This is a genomic window from Ideonella paludis, from assembly GCF_018069865.1.
In the GTDB taxonomy this organism is placed as follows: Bacteria; Pseudomonadota; Gammaproteobacteria; order Burkholderiales; family Burkholderiaceae_C; genus Ideonella; species Ideonella paludis.
In genome coordinates, this window is record NZ_JAGQDG010000002.1 from 350,810 (window position 1) to 367,367 (window position 16,558).

At 62.7% G+C, this 16,558-nt stretch carries 15 protein-coding genes and 1 tRNA gene; 3 read left to right on the top strand and 13 right to left on the bottom strand.

Going from position 1 to position 16,558, the window contains the following annotated elements; genetic code table 11:
- Nucleotides 1-6: 6 nt before the first annotated feature.
- The 7 genes from ispC to rpsB all read right to left on the bottom strand — a co-directional run bounded on the left by ispC (nt 7) and on the right by rpsB (nt 5,997).
- The gene (gene ispC, locus KAK11_RS06090; RefSeq protein WP_210807286.1) at nt 7-1,200 is read right to left on the bottom strand and encodes a 1-deoxy-D-xylulose-5-phosphate reductoisomerase; all 1,194 of its coding nucleotides are present in this window, start codon (nt 1,198-1,200) and stop codon (nt 7-9) included.
- Between the two features lie 7 nt (nt 1,201-1,207).
- Nucleotides 1,208-2,056: a phosphatidate cytidylyltransferase gene (locus KAK11_RS06095; protein ID WP_210807288.1), complete on the bottom strand. Its 849-nt coding sequence runs from the start codon at nt 2,054-2,056 to the stop codon at nt 1,208-1,210.
- Between the two features lie 14 nt (nt 2,057-2,070).
- Nucleotides 2,071-2,835: a polyprenyl diphosphate synthase gene (uppS, locus tag KAK11_RS06100; RefSeq protein ID WP_210807290.1), complete on the bottom strand. Its 765-nt coding sequence runs from the start codon at nt 2,833-2,835 to the stop codon at nt 2,071-2,073.
- Nucleotides 2,836-2,843: 8 nt separating this feature from the next.
- The gene (frr, locus tag KAK11_RS06105; RefSeq protein ID WP_210807292.1) at nt 2,844-3,407 is read right to left on the bottom strand and encodes a ribosome recycling factor; all 564 of its coding nucleotides are present in this window, start codon (nt 3,405-3,407) and stop codon (nt 2,844-2,846) included.
- Between the two features lie 11 nt (nt 3,408-3,418).
- Nucleotides 3,419-4,129: a UMP kinase gene (gene pyrH, locus KAK11_RS06110; RefSeq protein ID WP_210807294.1), complete on the bottom strand. Its 711-nt coding sequence runs from the start codon at nt 4,127-4,129 to the stop codon at nt 3,419-3,421.
- A 93-nt stretch (nt 4,130-4,222) separates the two neighbouring features.
- A complete protein-coding gene (gene tsf, locus KAK11_RS06115; RefSeq protein ID WP_210807296.1) occupies nt 4,223-5,119 on the bottom strand; it encodes a translation elongation factor Ts in 897 nt (298 codons plus the stop codon).
- Between the two features lie 131 nt (nt 5,120-5,250).
- Nucleotides 5,251-5,997 carry a 30S ribosomal protein S2 gene (gene rpsB, locus KAK11_RS06120; protein WP_210807298.1) on the bottom strand — a complete coding sequence of 249 codons (747 nt, stop codon included), beginning with the start codon at nt 5,995-5,997 and terminating at the stop codon, nt 5,251-5,253.
- Nucleotides 5,998-6,527: 530 nt separating this feature from the next.
- On the opposite strand from rpsB, the gene KAK11_RS06125 reads away from it, so the two are divergent.
- Both KAK11_RS06125 and KAK11_RS06130 read left to right on the top strand, forming a co-directional pair.
- Nucleotides 6,528-7,838, top strand: coding sequence for an FAD-dependent oxidoreductase (locus KAK11_RS06125; RefSeq protein ID WP_210807299.1), 1,311 nt, complete (start codon nt 6,528-6,530; stop codon nt 7,836-7,838).
- Nucleotides 7,839-7,901: 63 nt separating this feature from the next.
- Nucleotides 7,902-9,500: an NAD(P)H-hydrate dehydratase gene (locus KAK11_RS06130; protein ID WP_210807301.1), complete on the top strand. Its 1,599-nt coding sequence runs from the start codon at nt 7,902-7,904 to the stop codon at nt 9,498-9,500.
- On the opposite strand, the gene rnr is transcribed toward KAK11_RS06130, so the two are convergent.
- A complete protein-coding gene (rnr, locus tag KAK11_RS06135; RefSeq protein WP_210807955.1) occupies nt 9,483-11,732 on the bottom strand; it encodes a ribonuclease R in 2,250 nt (749 codons plus the stop codon). The two genes, KAK11_RS06130 and rnr, sit on opposite strands and share 18 nt — an antisense overlap.
- 106 nt (nt 11,733-11,838) lie before the next feature.
- Between rnr and KAK11_RS06140 the strand changes: the two genes are divergently transcribed.
- Nucleotides 11,839-11,923 (top strand) — tRNA-Leu (locus KAK11_RS06140).
- A gap of 221 nt (nt 11,924-12,144) precedes the next feature.
- Here KAK11_RS06140 and KAK11_RS06145 read toward each other — a convergent pair.
- The 5 genes from KAK11_RS06145 to hflC form a co-directional block, all read right to left on the bottom strand.
- A complete protein-coding gene (locus tag KAK11_RS06145; protein ID WP_210807303.1) occupies nt 12,145-12,666 on the bottom strand; it encodes a phosphoribosyltransferase in 522 nt (173 codons plus the stop codon).
- A gap of 51 nt (nt 12,667-12,717) precedes the next feature.
- On the bottom strand, nt 12,718-14,118 hold the full coding sequence (locus tag KAK11_RS06150; protein WP_210807305.1) for an adenylosuccinate synthase: 1,401 nt from the start codon (nt 14,116-14,118) through the stop codon (nt 12,718-12,720).
- A 51-nt stretch (nt 14,119-14,169) separates the two neighbouring features.
- Entirely contained in the window at nt 14,170-15,333 is a 1,164-nt protein-coding gene (locus KAK11_RS06155; RefSeq protein WP_210807307.1) for an ATP phosphoribosyltransferase regulatory subunit, read from the bottom strand.
- Between the two features lie 94 nt (nt 15,334-15,427).
- Nucleotides 15,428-15,616 (bottom strand): DUF2065 domain-containing protein, encoded by a 189-nt coding sequence (locus KAK11_RS06160; RefSeq protein WP_375140666.1) that lies wholly within the window; start codon nt 15,614-15,616, stop codon nt 15,428-15,430.
- Nucleotides 15,617-15,644: 28 nt separating this feature from the next.
- Complete coding sequence (gene hflC, locus KAK11_RS06165) at nt 15,645-16,547, bottom strand: protease modulator HflC (protein ID WP_210807311.1); 903 nt, start codon at nt 16,545-16,547, stop codon at nt 15,645-15,647.
- Between the last annotated feature and the right edge of the window lie 11 nt (nt 16,548-16,558).

Genomic DNA, 16,558 nt, shown 5'->3' on the forward strand with positions numbered 1-16,558 from the left:
GGCCTCTCAGGGTTTGGACAGCGTTGCCATCAAGGACTTGGCCGCCTGACGGGCACGCTGATCTAGGCTCAGCAGACCGTCGATGCTTTGGGACTCCTGGGCTTGGGGCAGCACGGCGGCCAGCACATCGGCATTGACCCGGTGAATGGCATCGAAACGGATCTGGCGGTCCAGGAACGCGGCCACCGCTTCTTCGTTAGCGGCGTTCAGGACGGTGGTGCTGCCCTCAGGCCCACGCAGCGCGTCCCAGGCCAGAAAGAAGCCGGGGAAGCGCGAGCGCTCTGGCGCTTCAAAGGTCAGTGCCTTGAGGCTGAGGAAGTCCAAAGCGCTGGCACCAGACTCGATGCGCTCCGGGAAGGACAAGCCATAGGCAATGGGCACGCGCATATCGGGCGTGCCCAATTGCGCCAGCACCGAGTTGTCTTTGCAGACCACCATGGAGTGGATGATGCTCTGCGGATGAATCACCACCTTGATCTGCTCGGGCGTGAGGCCAAACAGCCAACGCGCCTCAATGACCTCCAAGGCCTTGTTCATCATGGTGGCGGAATCGACCGAGATCTTGCGGCCCATCACCCAGTTGGGATGGGCACAGGCCTGCTCGGGTGTGATGTCCGCCAGGGTGGCCGGATCACGTTGGCGGAAGGGGCCGCCCGAGGCAGTGAGAACAATGTGGTCGATGCGAGCCCGCCAAGTCTGACGATCTTCGGGCAGGCACTGGAAGATGGCGGAGTGCTCGCTGTCGATGGGCAGCAAGGTGGCGCCCCCTTCCTCGACCGCCCGCATGAACAGCGCACCGCCCACCACCAAGGCTTCTTTGTTGGCCAGCAGCAGGCGCTTGCCGGCCCGGGCCGCGGCGATGCAGGGGGCCAAACCAGCGGCGCCCACAATGGACGCCATCACAGTGGTCACCTCCGGGTGGGCCGCCAAATCATTCAAGGCCTGGGCGCCGGACAACACCTCCGTGGGGCAGCCTTCTGCCTTGAGGCGCTGCGCCAGGGCAAGCGCCGCATCCGGCTGCACCATGGCGGCAAAACGGGGGCGCCACTGCAGGCATTGCGCAGCCAGTTCATCCACCCGCTGAGCCCCCGTCAGGGCGAAGACTTCGTAGCGGTCTGGGTGACGCGCAACAACGTCTAGGGTGTTGGAGCCCACCGAGCCTGTTGAGCCCAAAATGCACAGGGATTGCCGTTGGCTCATCATCACCTCAAGAAGCAGCGGCCAGAGACGCCAAAGCCATCACGGCAGGCAGAACTGGCAAGAGTGCGTCCACCCGATCCAGCACACCCCCGTGCCCCGGCAACAAGGCGCTGGAATCTTTGGCCCCCACCGCGCGCTTGACCAAGGACTCCACCAAGTCTCCCATCACACTCAACATGCACAAGAAGATGAGGGAGACCAAAAAGCCCACTGTACCCAGGCGACCCCAGAGCACGGCAAAAACGCTGGTGGTTTGGCCAAAAATGGCTGCCTCGACATGGAGCCAGCCCCATGCCAGCACCAACACACCGGCCACGCCACCCATCACACCTTCCCAGCTCTTGCCAGGGCTGATTGCCGGCGCGAGCTTGCGGCGCCCAAACAGGCGGCCGGCTGCGTAAGCCGCGATATCCGCCATCCAGACCACGCACAGCGCCGACAAAATGAAATCGAGGCCGCGCAACTTGGCACTGGCCAAAGCCAGCCAAGCCACCACCAAAATGAACGTGCCCAACAGCAGGCGCAAGGCCTGAGACAGGCGCGGCCAGCCTTGCGGCCCCGCTTTGAGGGCCAGCGCCCCACCGAGCACCCAACAGCCGGTGGTCAACCACCAGAGCCAAGCCGGCACATGGCCGACCCACCCGGTATCCCACAGCATCACGCAGGCCAAAAAGACCACACCCCCAATGCCCAAGGCTGGCACCAATGTCAGTCCGTTCAGGCGCCCCCACTCCCAGCCTGCGGCGGCAATCATGATCAAGGTGATGGCCAAAAAGGGCATGGCATTGCCCGTGATGAGCGCCGGCAGCAGCGCTGCCAGCAACACCAGCGCCGTCAAAATTCTAGGCAAGAGCATGGGGTGAACCCAAGTTAGACCGCGGGCCCGGAAGCCTCGGTTTTGACGCCACCAAAGCGCCGGTCACGGCGCGCAAAGGCCGCCAAGGCCTTGTCCATCTCCGCCACATCGAAATCGGGCCAGAGACAATCTGTGAAGTGGAACTCAGCGTAAGCGATCTGCCACAGCAAGAAGTTGCTGATACGAATCTCGCCGCCAGTGCGGATGAACAGATCGGGGTCAGGGGCATGGCTCAGGGCCATGCGGGCAGAGAGCGCCTCTTCGGTGAGCTGATCTGCCGTCAAGCCATCAGCCATGGCTTGGCGGCAGGCCTGAACCACGTCCCAGCGCCCACCGTAGTTGAAGGCCACCGTCAAGGTCAGGCCGGTGTTGTTGGCCGTGACGCGCTCGGCCTCGTTCCAGGCCTCGCGGACCTTGGGTGATACCGCAGAGCGCTCACCCATCACCTTGATACGCACGCCTTGCTCGGCCAAGCGCATCAGGTACTTGGAGACACCCACCAGCACCAGGTTCATCAGGCCCGAGACTTCCTCTTCGGGGCGCTTCCAGTTCTCAGACGAAAACGCGTAGAGCGTCAGGAAGCTGATGCCACGGCGCTGGCAGTCGGCGATGACATTCATCACCGTTTCCATGCCGGCCTTGTGACCGAAGACCCGCGGCATGAAGCGCTTGCGGGCCCAGCGGCCGTTGCCGTCCATCACGATGGCCACATGCCGCGGCACCTCTGCGCCCGCAGAGGCGGGCGCAGCCGGTGTGGAGCTGCCAGAAAAGAAAGACATCACAGGCGTCAGACCGCCAGAATCTCGGCTTCCTTGCCTGCCACCAGCCTGTCGATCTCGCTGATCACGCGATCGGTCAGCTTTTGCACGTCGTCATGGGTGCGACGCTCGTCGTCTTCCGTGGCCAGCTTGTCTTTGACCAGCTTCTTGACTTGTTCGTTGGCATCGCGGCGCAGGTTGCGGACGGCCACTTTGGCGTCTTCACCCGCATTGCGGACCACTTTGGTCAGCTCTTTGCGGCGCTCTTCGGTCAGCGCGGGCATAGGCACGCGCAGCAAGTCACCTTGGGCGGAGGGGTTCAAGCCCAAGTCGGACTCGCGAATGGCCTTCTCAATCTTGGCGCCCATGCCCTTTTCCCAGGGCTGAACACTGATGGTGCGCGCATCCATGAGGCTGACGTTAGCCACTTGGCTGATGGGCACCAAAGAGCCGTAGTAATCCACCTGCACTTGATCCAAGATGCCGGGGTGGGCACGGCCGGTACGGATCTTGTGCAACTCGTTCTTGAAAGCTTCGATGGACTTGGCCATCTTGGCTTCAGCGTTCTTTTTGATGTCAGCAATCGTCGTCATGCATCAGCTCCTCAGACATGCACCAAAGTGCCTTCGTCTTCGCCCATCACCACACGCTTGAGCGCGCCGGGCTTGAAGATGGAGAACACCTTGATGGGCAACTTTTGGTCGCGGCACAAGGCAAAGGCCGTGGCATCCAGCACCTGCAGGTTCTTTGCAATGGCCTCATCAAACGAGATGTTGGTGTAGCGGGTCGCGGCCGCGTCCTTCTTGGGGTCCGCCGTGTAGACGCCGTCCACCTTGGTGGCCTTCAAGACCACCTGTGCACCGATCTCAGCGCCGCGCAGCGCAGCCGCCGTGTCAGTGGTGAAGAAGGGGTTGCCCGTGCCGGCTGCAAACACCACGACCTTGCCCTCTTCGAGGTACTGCAAGGCCTTGGGTCGCACATAGGGCTCGACCACCTGGTCAATGGCAATGGCCGACATGACGCGCGCCGTCATGCCTTCTTGGCGCATGGTGTCTGCCAGGGCCAGGGAGTTCATCACCGTGGCCAGCATGCCCATGTAGTCGGCTGTGGCTCGGTCCATGCCGACCGACCCACCGGCCACGCCACGGAAAATGTTGCCACCACCGATCACCACCGCCACTTCACAACCCAGCTGAGTCACTTCCTGCACTTCGCGCACCATGCGGACGATGGTGGCTCGGTTGATGCCGTAGGCATCATCGCCCATCAGGGCTTCACCGGACAATTTCAGGAGGATGCGCTTGTACGCTGGCATGCGGTGGACCTTTGCGAAGTGGGATCTGGCGGTTCAATGGCAGTGTACGCGTGGCACCCCGTGTGCAGGTGCCAACGCATACAGTGCGAGGGCTTATTGGCCCTTGGCAGCGGCGACCTGAGCGGCCACTTCAGCGGCGAAGTCGTCCACCTTCTTCTCAATGCCTTCACCCACCACGTACAGGGTGAAACCCTTGACGGTGGTGTTGGCAGCCTTGAGCATCTGCTCCACGGTTTGCTTGCCGTCAGCGGCCTTCACAAACACTTGGTTGGACAGAGAGACTTCCTTCAGGTACTTCTGAACGGCACCGTCGACCATCTTGGCGACGATGTCGGCAGGCTTACCGGACTCAGCAGCCTTCTCAGCGGCAATCTTGCGCTCTTTCTCGACCAGATCAGCCGGCACGTCAGACTGCGACAGCGACACAGGCTTCATCGCGGCCACGTGCATGGCCACATCCTTGGCAGCCACGTCAGAGCCGGTGTATTCCACCACCACGCCGATGCGGGTGCCGTGCAGATAGCTGGCCAAGTTGCCGCCGTTGGTCCAACGCTGGAAGCGACGGACGGACATGTTCTCGCCGATCTTGCCGATCAGGCCCTTGCGCACGTCTTCCACGGTGGGGCCGAAGCCGTCTTGGCTCAACGGCAGGGCCGACAGCGCAGCCACATCGGCCGGGCCGTGTGCAGCCACCAATTCAGCCAGCGCCTTAGAGAAGGCCAGGAAGGAGTCGTTCTTGGTGACGAAGTCGGTTTCGCAGTTGACTTCGATCATGGCGCCGGTGGTGCCCGACACGGAAGCGGCGATCACGCCTTCTGCCGTCACGCGCGAAGCAGCCTTGCCGGCCTTGGAGCCCAGCTTGACGCGCAAGATTTCTTCAGCGCGGGCCATGTCGCCCTCAGCTTCCGTCAGTGCTTTCTTGCACTCCATCATCGGGGCGTCGGTCTTGGCGCGCAGTTCTGCGACCATGCTGGCGGTAATCGCTGCCATGTGTATTCTCCGGTTCTATCGAGCCTGCCCCACACTGTGGCGGCCTAGCTCGGATTGATGAATGAACTTCTCAAAGCTGTGAAAAAGGGGCCTTAAAGCCCCTCGTTCACTGGCGCTCAAGCGCGCGAGGCTCAGGCTTGCTCGTTGACTTCAACGAACTCGTCGCCTTCAGCGGCAACAGCTTGGACCAACTCGGTGGTCGCGTTAGCCTTGCCTTCGAGGACGGCGTCAGCGACAGCCTTGGCGTACAGCGCAACGGCCTTGGCCGAGTCGTCGTTGCCAGGGATGATGTAGTCCACGCCTTCGGGCGAGTGGTTGGTGTCGACCACGCCGATGACGGGAATGCCCAGCTTGCGAGCTTCAGCCACAGCGATCTTGTGGTAGCCGACGTCGATCACGAACAGCGCATCAGGCAGAGCAGCCATGTCTTGGATGCCGCCGATGTCTTTTTCCAGCTTGGCCAACTCGCGATCGAACAGCAGCGCTTCCTTCTTGATGCGCAGCTCAGCGCCGGCATCCTTCTGGGCTTGCATGTCCTTGAGCTTCTTCAAGGAGCCCTTGACCGTCTTGAAGTTGGTCAGCATGCCGCCCAGCCAGCGCTGGTCCACATAAGGCATGCCAGCGCGCTGGGCTTCCAGGGCGACGAAGTCACGAGCTTGACGCTTGGTGCCCACCATCAGGATGGAGCCGCGCTTGGCCGACAGTTGGCGCACGAACTTCAGGGCTTCTTCAAACTTGGGGAGAGTCTTCTCCAAGTTGATGATGTGGATCTTGTTGCGATGGCCGTAGATGTACGGGGCCATCTTGGGGTTCCAGAAGCGGGTTTGGTGGCCAAAGTGGACACCGGCTTCCAGCATTTCACGCATTGAAACGGACATAATTTCTCCGAAGGTTAGGTCTAGAACGCCGGCCTTTATTGCGTGCATGCTGGATGTTCCAGCACACGACACAACACCTTTTGAGCCGGGTTCGCGAGTGGGATGCGCTTGAAGCACTCGCTCTGTCACCAGAGCGCCAGCGCCAAGCTGCACCGTTTGCTTTGCCGAGCACTTAACCCTCACAAAGGTCAAGCTCATTCAGCAAAGCCTGCGGATTGTAGCAGTAAGTCACCCTTGCTTTGAGCCCCCTCGACGGCCTAGGCAAGGCAGCAGGGTGGCGCGGGGGCGACAATTCAGCAAAAGAGCCCCCCCTGGCTTGCCGCAAATGGGCGCCCGAGCCCCTATGATCGACGCCCACGCCGCCCTCCCCCTCCTTTTGTGAAGCGCCTCTGCGCGCCTTTGTGTCGCTGTGCCCCTCCGAACCGTCGCTGCTTGCCTGAGCGCCCCCCTTGTTGCCACACTGGCTCCTCACCGCCCGAATGCGGCGCCTTTGGCGCGCTTGACGGCAGAGCCTCTGAGAGACTGACGCCATGCGAATTGCAGTGATTGGCGCCGGTATTGTCGGCGTGGCGAGCGCGCATGCCCTGGCGCGCGCCGGGCATGAGGTGACCGTGATCGAGCGCCGCGGCAGCGTCGCCACTGAGGGCAGCTTTGCGAATGCGGGTCTGCTTTCACCCGCATTGGTCGCCGGCTGGGGCGCGGACGCCTTGCTAGAGCCCCAACGCAGCCGGGCAGGCCAGACCCTCAACACCCTGGCCCGCAGCCTGCGCCACCCCAGCATGATGGGCTGGTGGTGGCGAGCCTGGCTCGCCCAGAGGCCACACCTGGAATCGGCCCGACGCCCGCATGTCAGAGCGCTGGCTTTACAAACCCTGGAAGAGCTCCAGGGCTTGAGCCTGAGCCTGGACCTTGGCCACGAACAGCGCCAAGGCTGCATGGTGCTGCTGCGCAGCAAGCGCGAAGCCGCTACCGCCAAAACAGTGTGCGACCGCCTGACAGAAGCGGGCGAAGGGGCGCGCTGGCTCTCCCTGGACGAAGCGCTAGAGATAGAGCCCGGCCTCAACCCGAAGGCGGGGCTGCAAGCAGCCGTGCACTTGCCCGGCGATGCGGTCGCCAACAGCAGGCAGGTGGCGCATTTGCTCAAGGCTGATGCTCAGCGCATGGGGGCCGTCTTCCGCTTCGAGCATTCGGTGGTCGATGTTCAAAGCGGCCCACCGCTCACCGTCTTGCTGCGCGATGAAAGCCAAGCACCGCAGTTGGGCAAAGAATTGCCGGCAGAGTCCTCCCAAGCGGCGACCGACACCTTGAAAGCGGATGCGGTGGTGCTGTGCACCGGCCTGGGGTCGCCCAAGCTGTTGCAGTCACTGGGGCTGAATCTGCCCCTGTTGCCCATTCATGGCCATTCCGTGACCGCCCCCCTGCCCCTGTTCGAGGCCATGCCCGACCCAGGCCCACGCGCCGCTTTGGTGGACCTGGGCCAGCAGGTCTCCATCAGCCGTCTGGGCGATCGCATTCGCGTCAGCGGCGGGCTGCGCCGCGGCGGCCAACTCAAGCACGCTGAGGCCCGCGAGCTCAAGCGCCTCTATCGCGTGCTCGACCTGTGGTTTGAAGGCGTGGCTCGCACCTCGAAGGCGCAAGAGTGGCATGGCGCAAGACCTTGCTTGCCGGACAGCTTGCCGGTGATTGGCCCCAGCGCCAAACCGGGCATCTGGCTGAATCTGGGCCACGGCAATTTGGGCTGGACATTGGGCCTAGGCGGGGCCAAGATGCTGGCAGCCCAGATCTCGGGCCACAGTGTGGGGCCGGAGGCCGCCGCGTTCTCGACGGATAGATTCCGCTGACCGCGTTCTGGGGCCCCCTCCCAGAAGACCCGCACTTTCATCGACAGCGTCAACGCTCACCTCATGCCCTCACTGCGCCTGGTGCCGTTTTCGGAGCTGACCCCTGCCGGGGCACTTTGGCTGCACGACACCGCCGCCTCGCGTGCCCTGGAAGCTCAAGCCTTGGCAGCCCACCCGCCCTACACCCTGATGGCGAGAGCCGGTTTGGCTGTGGCACGCTGGACGCGCGCCCTCGCGCCGCATGCTCGACACATCTGGGTGGCCGTCGGCCCGGGCCACAACGGCGGCGACGGACTGGCGGCCGCCGCCCATTGGGCCATGGCAGGCTGTCAGGTCACCGCCTTTTTGTGGGGCCACGCCAAGGATCTGCCCCCTGATGCGCAGACAGCTTTCGCATCGGCCTGCAAGTCAGGCGTTCAGATCCAGGAAGGTGTGGCCTTGTTGCCCCGGCCCGATACCACGGACGTCAAACCCGATGTGGTGGTGGATGCGCTGCTGGGCTTGGGCCACCACCGGGCCCCTGACGAGCGACTGCGGGGCTGGATCGCTGCGCTCAACGCGTGGCGCAAGCAGGGCCTGCTCTTGGCCATCGATGTGCCGACCGGCCTGTGCAGTGACCACGGCACGCTCCTCGGTGCGCAAGCCATAGAGGCGCATGCCACGCTGAGCCTGCTCACCCTTAAGCCGGGCTTGTTCACCCACAGCGGCCGGCAACACAGCGGAGAGATTTGGTTCGATGGCCTAGCCACTTCTGCCCACCCGCTCCCGCCTGCCGCTGGTGCCACGGCCAGCCTGACCAGTCGCGCACTCGCCCGCAGCCTTCAAGCTGCTCGCCCTCATCAAAGCCACAAAGGCAGCTTTGGGGATGTCTGGGTGGTGGGTGGCGCCACAGGCATGGAGGGTGCGGCCACGCTGGCGGCCAGTGCAGCCCTTCAGGCCGGGGCCGGCCGCGTGTTGGTGGCCCCCTTGTCTGGCCAGCGCGAGTGGGCCGCGCGCCCCGAGCTGATGTGGCGGAGCATCAGCGAGCTGCTCAACCCAGGCGTTGTGGAGCGCGCCACCGTGGTGTGCGGTTGCGGTGGCGGCAATGCGGTGGCCCGTGTGCTCCCCGAGTTGCTGCAGCGTGCACCGCGCTTGGTGCTGGATGCCGACGCACTCAACGCCCTCAGCGCTGACCCCGCTTTGAGCCGGGCGCTGTCGCAGCGCGCCGGGCGACAACAACTCACCCTCCTGACGCCCCACCCCTTGGAGGCCGCACGATTGGCCCACAGCGACACCGCACACATCCAGCACCAAAGGCTGCACAGTGCCCAGCACCTGGCAGCGCAAACCCAGGCCTGTGTGGTGCTCAAGGGCTCAGGCACGGTGGTGGCGCAAGTCGGCCACCTGCCCTGGGTCAACTGCAGTGGCAATGCGCGCCTGTCCACGCCCGGCAGTGGTGATGTGCTCGCAGGCTGGTTGGGCGGGCTGTGGTCTCAACGGCCCGACACAGCGCCAGAACATCTGAGCGACTTGGCCGCTGCAGTGGTGTGGCTGCATGGGTGTGCCGCAGAGTTAGCCGACGAAGCCAGCGCTCGCGGCTCATCTGCCCTGCCCTTGCTGGCGAGCCAACTGCCCGACGCAATGGCCCGGGCCGTCGACGCGCTCTCAGCGACGCGCCCGTGAACCCGCCTTAGACGCGCCTTTAGCATCGCGGCCACCTTTCTTGGCCGGTGATGACGATCTCGACGCGCTGGCGGCGCTGGGTTTACCGCTGCTGCGCCCAGCCTTGGCCAGTGCTTTGGTCGATCGCCTCATCGCTCGATCCGCGTCCTCCACCGCCGCCAGTGATTCCACCGCCGAGCTCGGCTTTTTGCCGCTTGCTGCAGCAGGGCGCCCCTTGGAGAGCAAACGCTCGGCCTCGCCCTCCCGCACCAAGCGGAAGTCGATGCGGCGCCCGTCCAAGTCCACCCGGCTGACCTGAACGCGCACTTTGGTGCCCACGACATAGCGCATGCCAGAGCGTTCGCCGCGCAGCTCTTGCCGCAGTTCATCAAAGCGGTAGTACTCACCGCCCAGCTCGGTGATGTGGACCAAGCCCTCCACGAACAAGCTCTCGAGGGTCACGAACAAGCCGAAGCTGGTGACCGCACTGACCGTGCCGACAAATTCCTCGCCCAAGCGCTCGCGCATGTAGCGGCACTTCAGCCAAGCCTCAACATCTCGTGAGGCCTCATCGGCGCGGCGCTCATGGGTGCTGCACTGCAAGCCAGCGGCCTCCCAATGGCTGAGCTCGGCGGCCTGCGCTTTACCGGCGCGGGCTTTGCCTTTGGGCGCAGCGGCCAACTCGCCAGACTCCAAGCGATAGCGTTTGCCCAGCAAGATGGCCTTGATGACCCGGTGGACCAGGAGGTCGGGGTAGCGGCGAATGGGGCTGGTGAAATGGGTGTAGGCCGAGTAGGCCAAGCCAAAGTGGCCGCTGTTGAGCGGCGTGTAGATGGCCTGCTGCATGGAGCGCAGCAGCATGGTGTGGATTTGTTGGTGATCCGGCCTGTCTTTGGTCGCCTGCGCGATGGCCTGGAATTCCGCGGGCTTGGGATCGTCGCTGACACTCAAGCCCAGCCCCAGGGCCTTGAGGTAGTTTTGCAGCGTCAATCGCTTCTCGGGGGTTGGCCCCTCGTGAACACGATAGAGGCCCGGGTGCTCAGCCTGTGCGATGAACTCTGCGGCACAGACGTTGGCCGCCAACATCGCCTCTTCGATCAGGCGATGAGCGTCATTGCGCAGGCGCGGCACGATGCGCTCAATGCGACCGTTGTCATCACAGATGATCTGGGTCTCCGGAGTATCGAAGTCGACCGCACCGCGCCGCCCGCGTGCCTTCAACAAGGCCCGATAGACCTCATGCAAATGCAGCAAATGCGGCAATAGGGCTTGGCGCTTGGCAGCCTCGGGCCCACGCGTGTTAGCGAGTGCGGCGGCGACCTCGGTGTAGGTCAGCCGAGCATGGGAGGAGATCACCGCCGGATAGAACTGATAGGCCTGGACCTCCCCCGTCTCATCCACCAGCATGTCGCACACCAGCGTCAAGCGGTCGACCTCCGGGTTGAGCGAACACAGGCCGTTGGAAAGCTTTTCCGGCAGCATGGGAATGACCCGGCGCGGAAAGTACACCGACGTGGCGCGCTCAACGGCGTCATCGTCAATGGCAGAGCCCGGGGTGACATAGTGGCTCACGTCGGCAATCGCCACCAGCAAGCGCCAGCCCTTGACGGCATTGCGGCCACGCCCGGCCGCGTAGGGTTCGCAATAGACCGCGTCGTCAAAGTCGCGTGCGTCCTCACCATCGATGGTCACCAGCGGCACATCGCGCAGGTCCACCCGCTGCTTCATATCCGCCGCACGGACTCGGTCTGGCAGGGCCTCCGCTTGGGCCAGGGTCTCCTTGGAAAACAGGTGCGGCACCTCGTACTTACGCACCGCAATCTCGATCTCCATGCCCGGGTCATCGATGTCACCCAAGACTTCTTTGACGCGACCCACGGGCTGAGAATGCATGGACGGGGCCTCGGTCAGCTCGACCACCACCACCTGCCCGGCTTGTGCCTGGGCAATCGCATTCTTGGGAATGAGAACGTCTTGACCGTAACGTCGATCTTCAGGCGCCACCAGCCAGACCCCGTTCTCTTGCAGCAATCGCCCAATGATGGGGGTCTTGCGACGCTCCACGATCTCCAAGATGCGGCATTCGGGCCGGCCTTTGCGGTCGTAACGAACAATACGAGCCCGCACCAGATCTTTGTGCAGCACGGCGCGCATCTCGTCTGGAGACACGTAGACGTCTGGCTCACCATCGTCACGCTTCACGAAGCCGTGGCCATCCCTGTGGCCCATGACCACGCCTTCAAATTCGCTCAGCAAGGCCAAATTTTTTGCAGCCCCACTTGCACTGTGTTTTGTTTTGATGATATAGTCCTATCTTTCGTTGAGCAGCACATCAAACAAATGTGCTGCAAGACAAAAAGCCCAGGTGGCGGAATTGGTAGACGCACTAGTTTCAGGTACTAGCGGGTAACTCCGTGGAGGTTCGAGTCCTCTCCTGGGCACCAAAGATTGTGACAGGGCCGACGTGAAAACGTCGGCCCTTTTGCATTGCGCCGTCTCTTTGCGTGGCATGTAGCCCAGCAGGTTGAGCGCGCCAAAAAAAACGCCGTCTCGTGACGGCGTTTTGTCGTTCGGCACCATGCACTGCCCCGCCGCAAACACGGCCAAACCGGCAGGCGCCGACATAAAGCTCAAGTCTTGTAGGCTCACTCAAGCGCGAAGAGTTTCACACAGCAAACTTCTTGGCCAAGCCATCAGGACGCAGGTCGTCATACTCTTCAAAGGGCTGGTGAATCCAAGGGCTGGTGGCCAGCATTTCGACGTAGTAGTCCGGGGTATAGCTGGATACCGCCTTCGACCAGATCACGGCCGAACGCAACTCGCTGATTGAAGGCACCCCACGCAGGCGCTCCACCACCGCTTTGAGCGTCACGCCAGAATCGGCCAAGTCGTCCACCAGCAGCACGCGGCCCGCCAACTCACCCTTGGGCATGGTGATGTACTTGGCCATGTCCAAGCGACCTTGAATGGTACCGGCCTCTGCCCTGTAAGAGCTGGTCGACATGATGGCCAGCGGCTTGTCAAAGACACGCGACAAGACATCTCCAGGGCGCATCCCACCACGGGCCAGGCACAAAATCTGATCGAACTCCCAGCCAGAGGCGTGCACCTTCAGCGCCAAGCGCTCGATCAACAGGTGGTATTCGTCCCAAGAGACATAGAGATGCTTGCCGTCGTCAGTGAGCATAGGGGCTCCAGCAGTGGGTGTTGGATGAAATGAGGAGGAAAAGCTTGTTGATCAGGCCTGGAAGGGATGATGCAACAAGATGGTGTGATCGCGATCAGGGCTGGTTGAAATCACGTGAATCGGCACGCCCGTGACTTGCTCGATGCGGCTCAGATAGCGCCGAGCCGCTTCAGGCAGCTTCTCAACCTGGGTCACGCCCACGGTGCTGTCACTCCAGCCTGGCAGGGTTTCATAAACAGGCACACAGCGCGAGATCTCGTCAGCACCCATGGGGAGAATGTCGATGGTTTCGCCATCCAGGGTGTAACCCACGCAGAGCTTCAACTCGCTCAAGCCATCCAGCACATCGAGCTTGGTCAGGCACAAGCCCGACAAGCCATTGACTTGGGCAGATCGCTTGAGCAGGGCTGCGTCAAACCAGCCGCAGCGGCGCGAGCGCCCGGTGGTCACGCCCTTTTCAGCACCGACGGTGCTCATGTGGTAGCCCGGGGTACCCGGCACTTCCCAATCCAGCTCCGTCGGGAATGGGCCGCCGCCCACCCTGGTGCAATAAGCTTTGGTAATGCCCAGCACATAGTGCAACAAGCCAGGGCCCACGCCAGCACCGGCGGCCGCATTGCCCGCCACGCAATTGCTGGAGGTCACATAGGGGTAGGTGCCGTGGTCGACATCCAGCAAGGTGCCTTGAGCACCTTCAAACAAGAGGTTGGCCCCTGCAGCGTGCGCCTCATTCAGCTCGCAAGAGACATCGGCCATCATGGGTGTCAGTAGCTTGGCATGGCGCATGGCCTCGTCGTAGACGGCGTCGAACTGGACTTCGCCGTTGACGATGTAGGGCTTGAGCGCATCGCCAAAGGTGAAGTTGCGCGAGCCCAGGAAGCTGGTCAACACATGGTTGTGCAGAGCCAGCAGTTCGCGGAGCTTGTTGGCAAAGCGTTCGGGGTAGCGCAGGTCTTGCACGCGCAAAGCGCGACGTGCAATCTTGTCTTCATAGGCCGGGCCAATGCCGCGTCCGGTGGTGCCGATCTTCTCCGTGCCACCTTGTTCACGGGCTGCCTCGCGGGCCACATCCAGTGCCGCGTGGAAGGGCAAGATCAAGGGACAGGCTTCGCTGATGCGCAGGCGCGAACGCACCTCGACACCTGCTTTCTCGAGACCTTCAATTTCCTCAAACAACTTGGCAGCCGACAAGACCACGCCGTTGCCGATGTAGCACTTGACGCCGGGACGCATGATGCCGCTGGGGATCAGATGCAGCGCCGTCTTGACGCCATTGATGACCAGGGTGTGGCCCGCGTTATGGCCGCCTTGGAAGCGGACGACGCCTTGGGCGCTCTCTGTCAGCCAATCCACCAACTTGCCTTTGCCCTCGTCACCCCATTGGGTGCCGACGACGACGACGTTGCGGCCGCGCAGAGTAGAAGGAGCAGCAGAAGTAAGGCCTTGTTGCATGGCTTGGAGGGGATGAACGAAAAGAGTTATCGGAAGAACTGGCGGCTCGCCTTAGCGCGAACGCAGCAACCATTGACCATTGACCTCGACCAACTCGCGGTCGCAGTCGAATTCTTGGGCCTCGTGCTCATGCCCCGGCAGGATGCACAACACTGTCTCGCCTCGTGCACGCAGTTCGCGCACGGCAGCGCGCAGGCCAGCGGCCTCGCCCCAGGGTGCGGTAATGGCCGCACGTGCGGGCGGCACGGCAGCAGCGGCCACCAGATTTTTCAGATCCAGGCTGAAGCCAACCGCTGGGCGGTTGCGACCGAAAATGGCGCCGACTTCGTCATAGCGGCCACCTCGCGCCAGTGCATTGGCGGCCCCTTGCGCATAGACCGCAAAGCGTACGCCGCTGTAATACGCATAGCCACTCATGTCGGAGAGATCGAAGCCGAGGCTCACATCGGGGTAGGCCTGCGCCACATGGCCGCTGATCCAACGCAAATCGGCCAGCGCCGCCTTCAGCGCCGGTCGATCCGGCAGCACCCGTGCAGCCTCATCGAGCACCTCGGCACCGCCGTAGAGGTCCAACAAGGCCAGCAAGGCGTCACGCGTGCCGGGCGGGCAAGCCGCAGAGAGCTCTTTGACCAAGCTCCGGTCCTTGGTGGTCAAGGCTGATACCAGACCGGTGAGAGCCTCTGCAGGAAGTGGCAGGCCTGCCAACACGGCACGCACAATCCGGGCATCACCCAGATCAATGGTCAGCGCTTGTGCGCCCGCAGCTTGCAGACCACCTAAGGCGAGCTCTTGAATTTCGAGGTCTGCCTCAAGCCCCGCGTGGCCAAAAATCTCGGCGCCAAACTGAAGGGGCTCGCGCGTCGCATGAGGGCCTTGTGGCTTGGTGTGGAGAACGGGGCCGCAGTAGCAAAGCCGCGTGACTCCTTGGCGATTGAGCAAATGCGCATCGATGCGCGCCACTTGCGGCGTGGTGTCCGCGCGCAGGCCTAGTGTGCGGCCACTCAGCTGATCCACCAACTTGAAGGTCTTGAGATCCAACTCCCGGCCTGTGCCAGAGAGCAAGGACTCCAGATGCTCCAGCAATGGAGGCATGACCAACTCAAACCCATAGGTTCGAGCCAGATCTAACCATTGACGCCTTAGCTCTTCGATTCGCCTCGCCTCAGAGGGCAAGACATCGGCGATGTACTCCGGCAACAGCCAAGCAGAGGACATGAAAATTGGACCGGGTTAAAACCGGCATTGTACTCGTGCCCTGAGCGAGTGCCGCGGCGAAGCCACAGCAAGGACTGAGGCTGCCAGCCCCTTGTCAGTTTTGCAAGAGTGCCAGCAGGCTCAAGCCCAACAGCAAACACGCCAGCCCGAAGAAACGGAGCTGGCCGTCGGTCAGCCGCAGCGCCTTTTCAAAGGCTTCACGCCATGCGCCAGGCGCCAACAAGGGCATCAAGCCTTCGAACACCAAGACAAGAGCCAGCGCGCTCCAGAGCGTCTCACTCACCACTCGCCCCTGGAGCTATGGCGCAGGGTCACTTCTTGGGTGCTGGCGCGGCTGCCGCCCCACCACCACCTGCACCACGCATGGCCTTGAAGAAGTCGCTGGAGGGCTCCACGACCATCACGTCAGACTTGTTGCGCCAGGTCGCACGGTAGGCCTCAAGGCTGCGGTAGAACTGCGCAAACTGAGGGTCACGCCCAAAGGCGGCGGCATAAGTGGCGGAGGCTTCCGCGTCGCCCTCACCCATGACCTTTTGCGCATCGCGATAGGCTTCAGCCACGATCACTTCGCGCTGACGGTCTGCATCAGCGCGAATCTTTTCGCTCTCGGCTTGACCTTTGGAGCGCAGCTCGTTGGCCACTTGCTTGCGCTCAGACTCCATGCGGCGATAGACAGACTCGGTGATGCTGGCCACGAAGTCGACCCGCTTGATTCGGACATCCAGAATCTCGATACCGAAGGACTTGGCTTCGTCGGCGAGGCGGGCCTGGACGTCCTGCATGACCTTTTCACGCTCTGTCGCCAAGACGCCACCCACGGTGCGCTTGGTGACTTCTTCGTTGAAGGCCGCCTGCACCACCGGGCTCAGGCGGTTCTCCAGATTGCGGATGTCGGCACCGTTGTTGCGGATGAACTGACGTGGCTCTTTGATGCGCCACTTCACCAGCCAATCAATCACCAAGCTCTTTTTCTCGGCGGTGAAGATGGGACGGGTTTCAGGGCTGTCCAGGGTCTGGATGCGGCGATCCAGGAACACCACGTTTTGGAAGGGCGGAGGCAACTTGACCTTCAGGCCAGGCTCGGTGATGACTTCCTTGATTTCACCCAGGGAATACACCACCGCGACCTGGCGCTGGTCCACCACAAACAGGGTGGCAGCCGCCAACATCAACAGGGCCAACAGCGCGCTGGCAAACATTGCAATGCGATTCATGATGTCACTCG

What these genes read in the sequence shown, in the direction of transcription:
- ispC (WP_210807286.1), bottom strand. Translation starts at nt 1,200, where the DNA reads ATGAGCCAACGGCAATCCCTGTGCATTTTGGGCTCAACAGGCTCGGTG.
- KAK11_RS06095 (WP_210807288.1), bottom strand. Translation starts at nt 2,056, where the DNA reads ATGCTCTTGCCTAGAATTTTGACGGCGCTGGTGTTGCTGGCAGCGCTG.
- uppS (WP_210807290.1), bottom strand. Translation starts at nt 2,835, where the DNA reads ATGTCTTTCTTTTCTGGCAGCTCCACACCGGCTGCGCCCGCCTCTGCG.
- frr (WP_210807292.1), bottom strand. Translation starts at nt 3,407, where the DNA reads ATGACGACGATTGCTGACATCAAAAAGAACGCTGAAGCCAAGATGGCC.
- pyrH (WP_210807294.1), bottom strand. Translation starts at nt 4,129, where the DNA reads ATGCCAGCGTACAAGCGCATCCTCCTGAAATTGTCCGGTGAAGCCCTG.
- tsf (WP_210807296.1), bottom strand. Translation starts at nt 5,119, where the DNA reads ATGGCAGCGATTACCGCCAGCATGGTCGCAGAACTGCGCGCCAAGACC.
- rpsB (WP_210807298.1), bottom strand. Translation starts at nt 5,997, where the DNA reads ATGTCCGTTTCAATGCGTGAAATGCTGGAAGCCGGTGTCCACTTTGGC.
- KAK11_RS06125 (WP_210807299.1), top strand. Translation starts at nt 6,528, where the DNA reads ATGCGAATTGCAGTGATTGGCGCCGGTATTGTCGGCGTGGCGAGCGCG.
- KAK11_RS06130 (WP_210807301.1), top strand. Translation starts at nt 7,902, where the DNA reads ATGCCCTCACTGCGCCTGGTGCCGTTTTCGGAGCTGACCCCTGCCGGG.
- KAK11_RS06145 (WP_210807303.1), bottom strand. Translation starts at nt 12,666, where the DNA reads ATGCTCACTGACGACGGCAAGCATCTCTATGTCTCTTGGGACGAATAC.
- KAK11_RS06150 (WP_210807305.1), bottom strand. Translation starts at nt 14,118, where the DNA reads ATGCAACAAGGCCTTACTTCTGCTGCTCCTTCTACTCTGCGCGGCCGC.
- KAK11_RS06155 (WP_210807307.1), bottom strand. Translation starts at nt 15,333, where the DNA reads ATGTCCTCTGCTTGGCTGTTGCCGGAGTACATCGCCGATGTCTTGCCC.
- hflC (WP_210807311.1), bottom strand. Translation starts at nt 16,547, where the DNA reads ATGAATCGCATTGCAATGTTTGCCAGCGCGCTGTTGGCCCTGTTGATG.